Below are 14,538 nucleotides of genomic sequence, written 5' to 3'. Positions count from 1 at the left end.
TTCCCTCTTTGTTATCTGTTCATCGTCTTTGTGAACTGACATGCTGACAATCCTTTCGCTTTTTTATTCTTCTTTGCTCCTTCTGCGATTGGAATAGACGTTAATGTATTCAGTCCCAGATAACGTTCTACGTCGTCTGGTGTCTTAATTGTGTCATCCATGATATAGATTAATACAACAACTCCCATTGCCAGAATAATCCCAAGGATTCCACCCATCATTGTATTCTTCATTGTATTTGGTGAAGATGGTGCACTTGGAAGGTCTGCCTTCTCAACTGTATTAACTGCATCTGCATCCATAATCTCTGTGATCTGTACGCTGACAGCTTCGCGAACTGCATCTGCAATCTCTTTCGCCTGTTTTGGATCATCGTTTTCTACTTTGATAGTAAGGATTCGTGAGTCTGTTGCAGCTTCAACCGATATCATCTTCATTAACTCTTCAGGTTTCACATCCAGGTTTAATACTGCGATAACCTGTTCCATTACTGTACGGCTCTTTACCAGCTCTGTGTAGTCCTTTATTAAATATGAACCAGCCTGTAAATCACTTGTTGTTATACCTGCTGCCCCATCTGATTTGGACAGTACATATACTTTTGTCTCTGCCGTATACATAGGCGTAATAAAAAGCTTTGTTCCAATAAATGCCAACAAAGCTACGATAATTCCTGTCAGAATAATGATGTGTGCTTTTTTTAACAAAGCACCGATAACTTCTGTCAGGTCAATTGTCAATTCGTCATTATCTGACTCTGGATTCATTCTTGTATTTTTTGTGTATTGATTCATAACTACTTTCTCTTTCTCAATAACGTAGCTGCGTTATCGAAGAAAATCCTCCTCATGTATTCTTCTCCATATTTTTTCTTGACGTAATCTGCCGCCTTTTTCATCTTTGGAGCACGTGTCTGTACTCCATGTGCGTCGGTTCCTACTCCGAACACCATATCTTCATCCATCAGTTCTTTTACAAACTTCTTGGCTCTGCGACCGCCATCGCCAATGATACTTCCTGCATTCACCTGAATGCTTGCGCCCATATCACACAATTCTTCTGCATATCCAATATCATCTAGCAGACATTGATAACGCTCTGCATGGGCAATAATCACTTGATTCCCGGTCATCTGAACCTGCTGCACTCCCTGACGTATGTAGTCGTAACTATCGGATGGAGAAAATTCCAGCAATACAGTGTTTCTTTTATTCATTGTAAGAATCTCTCCCCTGTTTATCTTCTCCGGAACATCCTGTCCAAAGAAAACCTCGGTTCCCAGATAAATTCGGAATTTATCACTAATCTTCGCTGCTTCTGCCCGTACCAGTCTTAACTGTTCGTTAAGTATCTCCGGCCTTTTATGTCCTCTGCGCGGATGATGATGTGGAGTTGCAATGATTAAACGGGTTCCTTCATTAAAGGCAATCTGCAGCATCTGTCTTGTCTCTTCCAGATTCTGTGCTCCGTCATCCACACCAGGCAAAATGTGACAGTGCATATCTATGTATCTGTCCATTCAAAAATGACCTCCATCTTTCTCAATTATTTGCTAAAAAAGGTCGCAAAAAGACCTATTTCGCTAATATTAGTCTATAGGTATTCATGAAATTTGTCAATAAATTCCACTCTAATTCTATTTTGCCTTTTAGTATCTGTCGTATCAAATCGGGTAGTGTTATCCAGACAAAACATTTTGATATTAAAATGTCTCTAGAAATAAGACAAGCGAAAAGCTTTTTCTTTACGCTTTTGGGTTATGTTTTTTGCATCTTTTCATTTTTTCATTTTTTCATTTTTTTCATCTTACGTATAACTATAAATTGCAATTATTTGTTTACAAAACATTTTAAGTATAAAACTTTGATATACCTATGTCAACGCCCCCCCGAAAAATTTGTTGTTTTTTATTTGTACAAGAGGTGGCGGGGGAGGAACGGTTATGCGCTGTTGCAGATGCTTTTTAGGATGCAGTGATATCTGCAAGAGTGGGATATTCGATATCGCAGATGCTTTTTTTGATGCGGCGGTATCTGCAAGAGTGGGATATTCGCTGTTGCGGATGCTTTTTCCCTGCCACTCATGTATAATTGCATCTGCAATTTACTTATTTCATGACTTGCAGATATTCACTTCTACTTAAATTGCATCTGCAACCTGCTTATTCTATAACTTGAAGATGCTTCCCACTCAAAAATTGCATCTTCAATTTACTTATTCCAAGGCTTGTAGATGCTTCTGCTCCAAAAACAACATCCTCAACTTGCTTATTCCAAGACTCGTAGATGCTTCCCCTCGCTTTCTGCTAAACTGTGTATTGTGAAACATAAAACTTCTTACTTTACATAACTTAATTTTCATGATATGGTATCACTACGTCTTCAGGGGATTTCTTTTCTCTGAATTATCTAAGCCGCAAGGCTCTCATCTCGGGTTTCGATTTCTGAAACATAATCCGATATGAAAAAAGATGCTTTTGACAAGTTGATAATCGAGGATTTCTATATTGTTTTTCACTTCAATGGTATATTTTTTGTTGTCTCTTTGTCATTGCATTAAGTAACTGGAAACTTTATAATGAAAGGAGACTTTAATTGAAGGAAGGTACAAAAGATACAATTCAATGGCATCCGGCTTTTCAGGCATCAATCCAGATCGAATTTGAAGCCGAAGCTGAAAAACTTACCTTTGAGCCGGAGCATTTGCTTTCCAAAAAGCCTATGCAAATGGATGAATTGATCATCAAGGTTGCTGAAAACGAAGCGATTCACAAAAATATTGGCAGGATTTTTAAAAAATACAATATCATTGAATACAAAAGTCCGGATGATAACCTAACAATCAATGACTTTTACAAAGTGTACGGATACTGCTGTTTTTATCAGTCAGACACAGATAAAATTTGCGAGATTCCACCCGATGAATTGACTATCACTTTCATTTGTAATCATTTTCCGAGAAGAATGGTTCAACATTTGAAAGAATTTCGTGGACTGGATATTAGTCATGTGGAGGCTGGAATCTATTATATTACCGGGGATGCTTTTCCGATGCAGCTTTTGGTGACGAGGGAATTAGATCCGAAAGAAAATCTCTGGTTGCAGAGTTTACGCAACAACATGTCTGAGCCTGATGAAATTGAAACGCTTCTCAGAGAATATGAGACAAAAAAATCATCGAAATTATATCAAGCTGCAATGGAAGTTATTACCCGAGCGAACTGGGATGCAGTAAAGGAGGTTAAAGAAACTATGTGTGAAGCATTGAGAGAATTAATGGCGGAGGAATTTCAAGAACAGGAAGAACTGGTAACGAAGCGAGTGACGGAGGAAGTAACGAAACGAGTAACGGAGCAAGTAACAGAACAAGTGACCGAACAAGTAACAGCACAAGTAACCGAACAGGTGACCGAACAAGTAACAGAACAGGTAACAGAACAGGTAACAGAACAAGTGACCGAAGAATTTATCAGAACTCTATCTAAGTCAATCACTGATGTTGATAAGCTTGCTGAACTTTTGAATTTACCTGTGGAACAGATTAATAAAGTATTGGATAAGTGATGGGATCCCCCGTTCCACCATACAAAATACCAAGCGACTATGCAATCTGGCGAATTGGAGTCGGGCTTGCCCGACGAAGCTGAGCAAGAGAGCATAGTCGCTTGGTATTTTTGTGGGCATTATGCTATCTGAGACTAAAATAATGGCAGACTGCTCGCACAGTCTGCCATCTAATATTACTTATTCTCTTTATTAAATATCACTTCGACCTTTTATCTTCGCTACAAGTTTGCCATCTTCAACCTGTAATAAGATCACATCGCCTGTTCCGACATTTCCTTCGAGGATCAGTTTTGCAGCTAATGTATCAACGTGTTTCTGCAGATATCGTTTGAGTGGTCTTGCACCGTAAGTTGGATCGTAACCGCCATCTATAACGAAGCTTTTTGCTTCTGGTGTCAATTCGATGGAGATTTCTTTATCTTCCAGTCTCTTGTTTACATCTGCAATCATTAAATCTACAATTGAACCGATGTTTTCTTTTGTCAATGGTTTGAACATGATAATCTCATCGAGACGGTTCAGGAATTCTGGTCTGAAATGTGCTCTTAAATCTTGCATTACCATTTCTTGATTTTCTGGCTTGATTTCGCCGTTGTCCTGAATTCCATCCAGCAGGTAGGAGGATCCGATGTTGGATGTCATGATCAATATTGTATTTTTAAAGTCTACTGTACGGCCTTGTGAGTCTGTGATACGACCATCATCCAGTACTTGCAAAAGTACATTGAATACGTCCGGATGTGCTTTTTCAATCTCATCGAACAGTACAACGGAGTATGGTTTTCTACGAACTGCTTCTGTCAGCTGACCGCCTTCATCGTATCCGACATATCCCGGAGGAGCTCCGATCAGACGGCTCACGGAATATTTCTCCATGTATTCGCTCATGTCGATACGAACCATGTTATTTTCATCATCAAACAAGCTTTCTGCGAGAGCTTTCGCAAGTTCTGTCTTACCTACACCGGTTGGTCCTAAGAATAGGAATGAACCGATTGGTTTGGATGGATCTTTGATTCCTGCTTTGGAACGGATGATAGCTTCTGTCACTTTTGTTACGCCTTCGTCTTGTCCAATGACACGTTTGTGCAGTTCTTCGTCAAGATGAAGAGTCTTGCTTCGCTCGCTCTCGTTTAGTTTTGCTACCGGAATTCCTGTCCATCTGGAAATGATTCTGGCGATTTCATTATCTGTAACACTTTCATGTACCAGACGTAAGTCTTTCTCTTTGATATGTGCTTCCTCTTCTTCTAATTGTTTTTGAAGCTGTGGAAGTTTTCCATACTGCAGCTCGGCTGCTTTTTCCAAATCGTATGAGCGCTGTGCTTTTTGGATATCGTTATTAATCTGTTCGATCTCTTCACGGATTTTTTGAACACGTTCTACGGAATGTTTTTCATTATCCCACTGTGCTTTCTGTTTTGAAAATTGTTCTCTAAGTTCTGCAAGTTCTTGCTGTAAATGTTCCAGTCTTTCTTTGCTTAACCGGTCTTCTTCTTTTTTAAGTGCTGCTTCTTCGATCTCAAGCTGCATAATCTTTCTTCGCAATTCGTCCATCTCGGCCGGCATGGAATCTAATTCTGTCTTAATCAATGCACATGCTTCATCGACAAGGTCGATTGCTTTATCCGGAAGGAAACGGTCTGATATATATCGGTTGGACAATGTTGCCGCTGCCACAAGTGCTCCGTCTGTGATTTTAACGCCATGGTATACTTCATAACGTTCTTTCAGTCCACGAAGGATGGAAATGGCATCTTCTACGCTTGGTTCATCTACTAAAACCGGCTGGAAACGTCTCTCAAGTGCTGCGTCTTTCTCGATATATTTTCTATATTCGTCCAGAGTTGTAGCTCCGATACAATGTAACTCGCCTCGTGCAAGCATTGGCTTGAGCATATTTCCGGCGTCCATAGAGCCTTCTGTCTTACCAGCTCCGACAATTGTATGCAGCTCATCGATGAAGAGAATGATCTTGCCTTCGCTGTTCTTTACTTCTTCCAATACGGCTTTCAGACGTTCTTCGAATTCTCCTCGATACTTTGCTCCTGCTACAAGTGCCCCCATATCCAGTGCGAAAATAATCTTATCTTTCAGGCCTTCCGGCACATCTCCTCTTACAATTCGCTGTGCAAGACCTTCTACTGCTGCCGTTTTACCAACACCTGGTTCACCAATCAGAACCGGATTGTTCTTTGTCTTACGTGAAAGGATTCGGATTACATTACGGATCTCAGCATCTCGTCCGATAACCGGGTCCAGTTTCTGCTCTCTTGCACGCTCAACCAGGTCGGTACCATATTTTGCAAGTGCATCGTAGGTTGCCTCCGGATTATCGCTTGTCACTTTCTGATTACCTCTGACACTGGACAATGCCTGGAGAAATGAGTTGCGGTCGATTCCAAACTCTCGAAACAGTGCTTTCATCTCTCTGCTTGCGTGTTTTAACAATGCAAGGAACAAATGCTCAACTGAAACGTATTCGTCTCCCATCTGTTTGGCCTCGTCTTCTGCATGGATCAATACATTATTCAGATCCTGTCCGACAAACACCTGTCCCCCTTGCACCTTTGGTCTTTTATTGATTGCTTCTTCTACACGATTGATAAACAATGTGCCTTGAACGTTCATCTTCTCTAATAATTTTAAAATCAGGCTGTCATCCTGTGTAACCAGTGCATAGAGTAAATGTTCCTGTGCGATCTCCTGATTGCCATAATCATAGGCAACCTTCTCACAAGACTGAACTGCCTGCAATGAATTCTGTGTAAATTTATTAATGTTCATAACACAAACCCCCTTTTTTATAAAAATTGGTTGCTAAATGGTAGTTTTTAAAAGCGTTCTAAAAGCTACCATGAATTTTTCTTGTTCTATTTACTCTATAACAATACCACTGCTTTTTTGGTTTGTCAACACTTTTGTTAGCACTTTTTAATGGTGAGTGCTAATTTTATTTTCATGTCTCTTTTCAGATACCAATCTGCTTTCGTAAGCCCTCACATCCACTTTCATATAATAAGAAATACTTACGTTCGCCACATAGAAAAAGGAGTGCTTTCGCACCCCTCTTATCACTTCGCATTACTTGCTGCAATTTTTACTCTGCTCCACAGATCACTGATAATCTTCTTTGTATCTTCATTATATTCAAATATTTCATCATTTTGATTGTCGCTTCTTGGAATGTACGCATTGATTCCTTCGAAATCGCCGCCCACTTTGGAGAGATCATCCATAACTTCTTTATTTGCGGCAGTGTAACCTATATAGCTTGAGTTATCATAAGCTCCGTCATAGTCGCTTGCATAGTTGATAAATGCGTATGCAAGTTCTGGATTCTTTGCATTTTTCGGAATAACCATCGCATCAGACCAGAGGTTTGTTCCGCTTTCCGGTAAATAGTAACCCATGTTTTCATTTTCTGCCATGACATAAGTTGCATCTCCTGAATAGATTAAGCCTAATGCTTTTCGGCCTTGTGCCATGTTGTCAATGATTTCGTCCATAACGATTTCCGAATCCATCGTCTGCACACACTGAAGGAGCCAGTCATAAGCCTTCTGGATTTCTTTTTCATTCGTTGTATTCATGGAATATCCCAATGCTTTCAACGCCATCATAAAGGAATCTCTCTCGGAATCGTAGAGATAGATATCTCCTTTATATTTTTCATCGAGGAAAATGTTGTAGCCTTCTTTTTTCAAATCTTCGATATCTACCTTTGTTTTATCGTAAATGATTCCGACTGTTCCCCAGAAATATGGTATTGAGTATTCATTTCCCGGATCGTATGCCAGATTTTTTACGCCATCATCGAGCTTATCAAGGCAGTCTAGTTTTGAATGATCTAATTTTTGCAGATATCCTTCGCCTATCAATCTCTGGATCATGTAATCACTTGGAACAAGGATATCGTAGGATTCTCCATTTGCGACTTTGATATACATTTGTTCATTGGAATCAAAGTTCTCCATAACAACGGTTGCCCCGGTCTCTTTCTGGAAATCGTTGATGATATTTTCACCGGTATATTCGCCCCAGTTGTAAATGTGCAAGGTCTGGCCTTCAAATGGCTTTGACGCGGCCTTGTTTCCGGATATATTTACAAAAACCACAATTGCTAACAATACACATACTGCTGCAGTTGCCGGATAAACGAATTTTCTTCGGCCTACATTTTCTTTTTTTGCACGTTTTGAAGCTACGACCGGTGCAATGTTAATAATTACCAGCGCTATTGTAATAATGACAACAACAAGTGTTGACACCGCATTGATACTTGGATTTACACGCTTGCTCATCGTATAAACTACAATACTTAAGTTTTTTACGCCGCGGCCTGTCACGAAGTATGAAATAATAAAATCATCTATTGACATGGTAAATGCAATCAGTGCACCTGAGATAATTCCCGGTGTAATCTGCGGTACAATGGCTTTTGTCAATGCCTGCCACGGTGTCGCCCCTAAATCCATCGCCGCATCTGCGATATTTGGGTCAAGCGAACGGATTTTTGGCATGACTGACAAGATTACATATGGTATACAAAATGCGATATGTGCCAGAAGCATTGTCACATAGCCTTTTTCTATTTTAAATGTAATGAACAGCAGCATAAATCCAATCGCTGTTACGATTTCCGGATTCATCATCGGCAGATTGTTTACCTGCTCCATCAGATCTCTGATAATCTTTTTGGATTTGCTTAATCCGATTGCCGTGATTGTTCCGATAATTGTTGAAATGATTGTTGCGATGATTGCCACGCTAAATGTTGTGGATAATGCGCTCATCATATCTCCGGAATCCATCATATGCTGATACCAGCGCAATGAAAATCCGGTAAATTTTGTCAATGATTTTCCATCGTTAAATGAAAAAATAATCATATATATAATTGGAAGATAGAAGAACACAATCGTCAGAACCAGAAGTATCTTACCAAATGGATGCTTATTTTTTTTCATTAGATTATGCCTCCTTTCCGCCTGCATTTCGTTTTTCAGTTTTACGCACTGCCATCATAAGTAGCATCATAATAACTGCCATGATCATAGAGATGGCACTTCCGAAGTTCCACTCTCCTACTGTAATAAACTGGTTTTCAATCATATTTCCAATAAGGAAATACTGACCTCCTCCTAACAGCTTTGGAATGAAGAAGGAGCTTACTGCCGGCAAAAATACTAATGTGATTCCGTTGATCACGCCCGGCAATGATAATGGCAGGGTGATGCGTCGAAATGTCTGCGCCGGACTTGCCCCTAAATCTGCGCTTGCTTCTAATAAGGAAGTATCCATTTTACACAGGGATGTCTGAATCTGCAAAATCATAAATGGCAGGAAGTTGTATACCATACCAAGCAATACTGCACCTTCTGTGTAAAGGAGCTTTATGTGTCCAAGACCTACGAGACTTAATATTTTCTGGATCAATCCGCCATCACTTAAGAGACCGATCCACGCATAAGTACGCACAAGCATGTTGATCCACATTGGAATTGTAATGCATAAGATTAACATGTTCTGTGTTTTTTCTTTTGTTCTTGCAATGTAATATGCAATCGGATAACCAAGCAGCAGACAGATGATGGTTGTCTTAACCGCAATTGCAAGTGAGCGCCACAGAATCAGTAAGAAATCTTTGTCGGTAAAGAATTTGATGTACTGATCCAGTGTTATTGAGAAGGATATGATGCTGTTTCCAGGCTCTGTGATAGAGTAAAGGAAAATCAGTGCCATTGGAAGTACGAGCATCAACACCGCCCACACGATATATGGGATTGCTAACTGTGAGAATTTCTTCATATTAAAATACCACCTTCGACATAACATGGATATCTTCCGGGAAGAATGTCAGCCCGACTTCCTGACCTTCCTCGGAATAGTCTGTTGTATGAATCTTAAACTCACGACCTGTCGTTGAGAATGTGATCTTATATACACCTTCTTTTACATCTTCCGGCTCAAAATCGTAATCTACACTTAAATCTACACTCTGGTCTTCGTCTGTCAACTTCCAACCTTGTGCATTTGCCCATGTTTTCAAATCTGTATCCAGTGCCTGGGATTCTATGATTTCATCTACTGTTTTTGAGAAGTTAAATGCCATAACACCTTCATTTGCTCTCTCATTTTTAACGAAAGGCTGGTTGACAACAAAAATGTTTCTTTGTACACTTGTTCCTTTCGATGTTGAGAATGTAACTGGATATTCTCCTTCTTCCGGCTTCAAATCATATTCAATTCTTGCGATGGAAATGTACTCGTCTGTCTTTGGATCCCATGCCTGTGCATTTGAGAAAGCGATAATGTCTTTATCATCAAGTGCTTCTACATCTTCCACATCGACGTAAAAATCGCTGGCACTGATTTTTTCTGTTCCGTCTTCGCTTGTCACATCACGGTTATGTACTACTCGCATGTTTACGGTTACACTTGTTCCCGGGACTGTCTCAACAATAATCTCGTAGTGGACTCCTTTAAAGAGTACGCTCTGTACTTCTCCGGTAAGTTTTCCGTCTTTGACATCAACAATATCGATATCTTCTGGACGCAATACTACATCTACCGGTTCGTCTTTTCTGAATCCGAAATCTACACAGTCAAATGTTACATCATCAAATCGTACTTTGTAATCTTCGAGCATTCTTCCGGAAATGATGTTGCTTTCGCCGATGAAATTGGCTACATATACGTTTGCAGGCTCGTTGTAGATTTCTTCCGGTGTTCCTACCTGCTGGATTTCTCCGCCTTTCATAACAACGATCTTGTCTGACATTGTCAGTGCTTCTTCCTGATCATGTGTTACAAAAATAAATGTGATTCCTACTTCCTGCTGGATACGTTTCAACTCATACTGCATCTCTTTACGCAGTTTCAAATCCAGCGCCGCCAATGGTTCGTCTAATAATAAGACCTTCGGCTCATTTACAAGGGCGCGGGCAATCGCTACTCTCTGCTGCTGTCCTCCGGAAAGCAGGGTTGTATTTTTATCTTCATACCCTTCCAGACCGATGAGTTTAAGCATCTTCATAACCTTCTGGTCAATGATATCCTTGCTCATCTTTTTTATCTTAAGACCAAACGCAATATTTTCATAAACACTTAAATGTGGAAATAATGCGTATTTCTGAAATACAGTATTCAACTCACGTTCATATGGAGGTTTTTGACTGATTTCTTCTCCATCAAACATTACGCTTCCCTCGTCCGCATCCAGGAATCCTCCCAGAATTCGAAGCAATGTGGTTTTACCGCATCCACTTGGTCCTAACAGGGTCACAAATTCATTTTCATAAATATCCAGATTGATACCTTTTAATACAATCTGACCATCAAAATTTTTTACAATGTTACGGAATTCAATAATTTTTTTCTTCTCCATTGTCCTCTCCCTTCTTTTGTAATCTATCGACTACGATTTTTCTTTTTTTATAACTCTATTCCTTATGAAATATCTCACTTGTTTCTATCTCATAAACACGTAAAGGAAAAATGCAAAATAGCAAACTAAAAAGAGAATTCCTTCTTTTCTTTGAATCTCGCGTTTGCTGATTGCTGATACATACACGACGATACTTGCTATAATTAAAATGATTGTATCATACACCGCTGTCACATCGAGTGTGATTGGTGTGATAAAGGAAGACACTCCAAGTATCAATAAAATGTTGAAAATGTTTGAACCGACAACATTCCCTACTGCAAGGTCATTTTCTCCTTTTCTTGCTGCTACAACAGATGTAACCAGCTCTGGAAGTGATGTTCCAAGTGCTACAATTGTAAGCCCGATAAATGTCTGGCTCCATCCAAATGTCAATGCGATATTCGATGCGCTGTCTACGACCAGATTACCGCCCCACACAATTCCGATTAATCCGATTACGATATAAATGCCGCTTTTTAGTGGGCTCATCGTCTTATACTCTTCCTCTTCCATATCTTTTGCTTCTGCTCTGGAGCGAAGTGCGGATTTTACGGTTGCATATATATAAAGAACAAACAAAATCAAAAACAGTAATCCTGCCCATCTTCCCAGGACAAATCCCTGGTTTCCGTCCAATATTTTCATAATAGAAAAATCAGAATCTACAAGCAGTAAAATAATTGTGATCAATATTGAAAATGGAAACTCTTTTTTGAGCAAGGACCATTTTGCCGCCACAGGTTTTACCAATGCACAACATCCTAGGACAACCAACAGGTTAAAAATATTGGAACCTAACACGTTGCTGACTGCCAGGTCATTACTTCCCCGAAGTGCTGCCGTCACACTGACTGAGAGCTCCGGCATACTTGTTCCAAATGCTACGACTGTAAGACCGATGATGATTGTCGGCACCTTTAATATTTTTGCCACGCTGGAGCTTCCGTCTACGAAAAAGTCTGCCCCTTTGATTAACAATACAAATCCGATGATCAATAATATATAATCCATATTTTTTCTCCTTCATCCTGCGTAATTCACGTATCTTTCATGATAAAATCCAATGCATTTTCTGTCAAGGAACTTCTATTTATTTTCACATAAATTTTCGCATAATTTTTCTTATGAGCTTTGTTTTTCGCTATAGCTTTTATATTAATTTTTATATCTAATTTTGGATTATTCGCATAACCACTATACTTTCAAGCATTTTGGAGTATAGAAAACCATTCATTTTACCACTAATTTACCACGATTGAATGAGCCTTGATATGACTATAAAATAACACCCAAAAGACATCATTACACCTAAATGGTGTCTTTTTAAAAAGCAGTCAATCATAAGACTAACTGCTTTGTATGTAGGGATATGAAATTGTAAACTAGATTGTCTGTTATAGATTTATAGTCATAATATATTCTTCGCTGTTTTCATCAACAACAAGAAAACCTGCTTTCTTATACATTTTTACTGCATAATTATTTTTCTGAACAGATAAGGAAATTTTTGAATAACCAAAAGATTTTTCCACTAACAATAATTGTTGCAATAATGAAGTCCCAATCCCTTGTCCTCTATACTTTTGAAAAACAGACATAGCAAGGGACGGTGTATCATTGTCAATGTGTCCGTAATCGTTCATTATTCGTACCCAAATAGCACCTATGACATTTCCTTGAACTTCCGCAACTAAAGCCCTATCATCTTTTCGCTTTCCAAATTCAAAAACATATTCTTGTAATTCTGGACAGTTAATTATTGATTTAGGTGGTGGCTCAACACCGTCTGGAATATAAATTGCTTCATACAAAAAGTCATTGAGTAAATCATATTCTGCTTTTTTAATTTCCCTTATGATATAATCCATAACTTGACTCCTAATCTATTTTATCTTTTTTCATACCCCGATTATACCATTCACATATAAGCACTACAACAAAATTTTATGCTTCAATAATCTTGTTAAAAAGTTCTAAGAGTATATCATTTCATCACTCCAATCTATAATTTTGGTAAGAAAAAAGCAGTCAATCCTAAGACTAACTGCTTTGTGTGTATGGATATGAAATTGTCAAGTTAAAAACTGTTTATTTTTTCTTTTTAGGTTTTTGCGTTGGTAGTTCATCATACATCACATTAAATAACCCCGTCAGAAAATCTTTATTATCAATTTCTTCCACCAATAACATTTCTTTGGCATTTTCGTATGGAATTTCATAAGTAACTGTTGGCATATAAGAAATTGCAGACTTTGTTGGTTTTACCAGTAACCTATCATCATATATACCGCCAATGATTTTTCCACGATAATAGATAATAAATTCTCCCATCATTGCACGATATGTTATTTCTTGTAATTCTGATAATTGTTCTAAAACAAATTGTAAATAATCTTTACTTGAAGCCATTTCCAACCCTCCAATCTTGAATTTTATTATTCCAATGCTTTCTTTAAGTCCAGAACAAATTGCTTTTGTTGTTTTTTTAAATAGGTTTTTACAAAAGGTTTCATAAACCACTTTTTAGGTATCACATTTTCTGTAAAGTCTATTTGTGTTTCATTCCCTTTGTCTATAAAAACACCAATCCAATGACCTTTCATGTTGCTATTCTCCATATCAAATTCCCAGCGTTTATATGGTTCTACAACGGTGACGGTAAATGTAGTAGCATATCCATTTTTTGTGTATTCAATAAATTGTTTGTCATTTATTATTTCTGTTTTGCTCAAATCACTTCGCCATGAGTTATATTTATCAACAGCTAAAACAATGTTCCAAACTTTTTGAAAATCATTACTAATAATTGTATTTATATTTGAAATTGCCACTTTTTCATTTCCCCTTTTCAAACTGAGATTTATTGAATTACCTCTACAATTTGTTTTAGCGAATCATAATCAACAAAATCTACTTTTGTGTTATAGGTTTCTATCAGTGCCTTATCTTCTTGCGTAAGGCTTTCAACTGGCTTGTTTTTAAGAGAATGATATAACATTTTCATCATAGTCTTGTGCTTGAAATTCAATTTACTGTAGTCTATACCACCTCTTAAGTGAAAGATTAAAGAGTTTTTATAAATATCTTTTTCAAGTTGTTTTTCAAGGGAGGCTTTAATGTTATTAGTATTTTCTTTATTATTTACATCTGCAAGCCCTACAGTAACCAGAATCGTTTTGATATTGCTATTTTTCAATAGTCTAAATGTGTTTTTTAATCCTTTTACACCACCTGCATACAACCCCCCAAAATAAATTATCTGCTCGTAATCCTTTATATCCTTTATGTTTTCATAACTTATGCAAGGAATTTCTGTTATCTCTGAAAGTTTTGTAGCGTATGCTTTTGCTGTTCCATATTGACTACCATATATAATTAAACTTTTCATAATTCTTTATACCTCTACAACTTCCAATTGAACAAAATCGCTGCGCGATGGCCTGCCAAGGCTGTGGCACAGCTTTCTTTTTCTCAATAATAAAATAGGCAATGGCAATTCTTACCAGTATTTGATATTGTAAAGTTACCACACAAAACAAT

General features: G+C 38.2%; 12 protein-coding genes. 1 reads left to right on the top strand and 11 read right to left on the bottom strand.

The features are described from left to right. Nucleotides 1-11: 11 nt before the first annotated feature. Together D8Q48_RS13330 and D8Q48_RS13325 are read right to left on the bottom strand one after the other, a co-directional pair. Nucleotides 12-794 carry a Wzz/FepE/Etk N-terminal domain-containing protein gene (locus tag D8Q48_RS13330; RefSeq protein WP_121056782.1) on the bottom strand — a complete coding sequence of 261 codons (783 nt, stop codon included), beginning with the start codon at nucleotides 792-794 and terminating at the stop codon, nucleotides 12-14. 2 nt (nucleotides 795-796) lie between these two features. Next, complete coding sequence (locus D8Q48_RS13325; RefSeq protein ID WP_121056780.1) at nucleotides 797-1,519, bottom strand: CpsB/CapC family capsule biosynthesis tyrosine phosphatase; 723 nt, start codon at nucleotides 1,517-1,519, stop codon at nucleotides 797-799. Nucleotides 1,520-2,594: 1,075 nt separating this feature from the next. On the opposite strand from D8Q48_RS13325, the gene D8Q48_RS13315 reads away from it, so the two are divergent. Next, the gene (locus tag D8Q48_RS13315) at nucleotides 2,595-3,563 is read left to right on the top strand and encodes a 3-isopropylmalate dehydrogenase (RefSeq protein WP_121056776.1); all 969 of its coding nucleotides are present in this window, start codon (nucleotides 2,595-2,597) and stop codon (nucleotides 3,561-3,563) included. A gap of 192 nt (nucleotides 3,564-3,755) precedes the next feature. On the opposite strand, the gene clpB is transcribed toward D8Q48_RS13315, so the two are convergent. From clpB to D8Q48_RS13270, 9 genes are all read right to left on the bottom strand, one after another. Continuing rightward, nucleotides 3,756-6,353, bottom strand: a complete 2,598-nt coding sequence (gene clpB, locus D8Q48_RS13310; RefSeq protein WP_121056774.1) for an ATP-dependent chaperone ClpB — start codon at nucleotides 6,351-6,353, stop codon at nucleotides 3,756-3,758. Nucleotides 6,354-6,640: 287 nt separating this feature from the next. Then, entirely contained in the window at nucleotides 6,641-8,536 is a 1,896-nt protein-coding gene (locus D8Q48_RS13305; protein ID WP_121056772.1) for an extracellular solute-binding protein, read from the bottom strand. Between the two features lie 4 nt (nucleotides 8,537-8,540). Continuing rightward, complete coding sequence (locus D8Q48_RS13300; RefSeq protein WP_117991155.1) at nucleotides 8,541-9,377, bottom strand: ABC transporter permease; 837 nt, start codon at nucleotides 9,375-9,377, stop codon at nucleotides 8,541-8,543. Between the two features lies 1 nt (nucleotide 9,378). Further along, complete coding sequence (locus D8Q48_RS17815) at nucleotides 9,379-10,956, bottom strand: ABC transporter ATP-binding protein (RefSeq protein ID WP_118724316.1); 1,578 nt, start codon at nucleotides 10,954-10,956, stop codon at nucleotides 9,379-9,381. A gap of 84 nt (nucleotides 10,957-11,040) precedes the next feature. Continuing rightward, nucleotides 11,041-12,009 carry a calcium/sodium antiporter gene (locus D8Q48_RS13290; RefSeq protein ID WP_022076282.1) on the bottom strand — a complete coding sequence of 323 codons (969 nt, stop codon included), beginning with the start codon at nucleotides 12,007-12,009 and terminating at the stop codon, nucleotides 11,041-11,043. A 383-nt stretch (nucleotides 12,010-12,392) separates the two neighbouring features. Continuing rightward, nucleotides 12,393-12,866 carry a GNAT family N-acetyltransferase gene (locus D8Q48_RS13285; RefSeq protein ID WP_021422709.1) on the bottom strand — a complete coding sequence of 158 codons (474 nt, stop codon included), beginning with the start codon at nucleotides 12,864-12,866 and terminating at the stop codon, nucleotides 12,393-12,395. Between the two features lie 220 nt (nucleotides 12,867-13,086). Then, nucleotides 13,087-13,407 (bottom strand): TfoX/Sxy family protein, encoded by a 321-nt coding sequence (locus D8Q48_RS13280; protein WP_105309540.1) that lies wholly within the window; start codon nucleotides 13,405-13,407, stop codon nucleotides 13,087-13,089. A gap of 26 nt (nucleotides 13,408-13,433) precedes the next feature. Beyond that, nucleotides 13,434-13,829 (bottom strand): SRPBCC family protein, encoded by a 396-nt coding sequence (locus D8Q48_RS13275; RefSeq protein ID WP_011068146.1) that lies wholly within the window; start codon nucleotides 13,827-13,829, stop codon nucleotides 13,434-13,436. Nucleotides 13,830-13,858: 29 nt separating this feature from the next. Beyond that, entirely contained in the window at nucleotides 13,859-14,386 is a 528-nt protein-coding gene (locus tag D8Q48_RS13270) for a flavodoxin domain-containing protein (RefSeq protein ID WP_021422708.1), read from the bottom strand. Nucleotides 14,387-14,538 lie beyond the last annotated feature (152 nt).

This window comes from Ruminococcus sp. B05 (assembly GCF_003628495.1).
GTDB classification, from domain to species: domain Bacteria; phylum Bacillota; class Clostridia; order Lachnospirales; family Lachnospiraceae; genus Schaedlerella; species Schaedlerella hominis.
The sequence above is the reverse complement of the archived record's forward strand: the minus strand, read 5'-3'. Positions and strand labels throughout refer to the sequence as shown.

Bases quoted from the DNA above. Each gene is read 5' to 3' on its own strand.
- D8Q48_RS13330 (WP_121056782.1), bottom strand. From the start codon at position 794: ATGAATCAATACACAAAAAATACAAGAATGAATCCAGAGTCAGATAAT.
- D8Q48_RS13325 (WP_121056780.1), bottom strand. From the start codon at position 1,519: ATGGACAGATACATAGATATGCACTGTCACATTTTGCCTGGTGTGGAT.
- clpB (WP_121056774.1), bottom strand. From the start codon at position 6,353: ATGAACATTAATAAATTTACACAGAATTCATTGCAGGCAGTTCAGTCT.
- D8Q48_RS13305 (WP_121056772.1), bottom strand. From the start codon at position 8,536: ATGAAAAAAAATAAGCATCCATTTGGTAAGATACTTCTGGTTCTGACG.
- D8Q48_RS13300 (WP_117991155.1), bottom strand. From the start codon at position 9,377: ATGAAGAAATTCTCACAGTTAGCAATCCCATATATCGTGTGGGCGGTG.
- D8Q48_RS17815 (WP_118724316.1), bottom strand. From the start codon at position 10,956: ATGGAGAAGAAAAAAATTATTGAATTCCGTAACATTGTAAAAAATTTT.
- D8Q48_RS13290 (WP_022076282.1), bottom strand. From the start codon at position 12,009: ATGGATTATATATTATTGATCATCGGATTTGTATTGTTAATCAAAGGG.
- D8Q48_RS13285 (WP_021422709.1), bottom strand. From the start codon at position 12,866: ATGGATTATATCATAAGGGAAATTAAAAAAGCAGAATATGATTTACTC.
- D8Q48_RS13280 (WP_105309540.1), bottom strand. From the start codon at position 13,407: ATGGCTTCAAGTAAAGATTATTTACAATTTGTTTTAGAACAATTATCA.
- D8Q48_RS13270 (WP_021422708.1), bottom strand. From the start codon at position 14,386: ATGAAAAGTTTAATTATATATGGTAGTCAATATGGAACAGCAAAAGCA.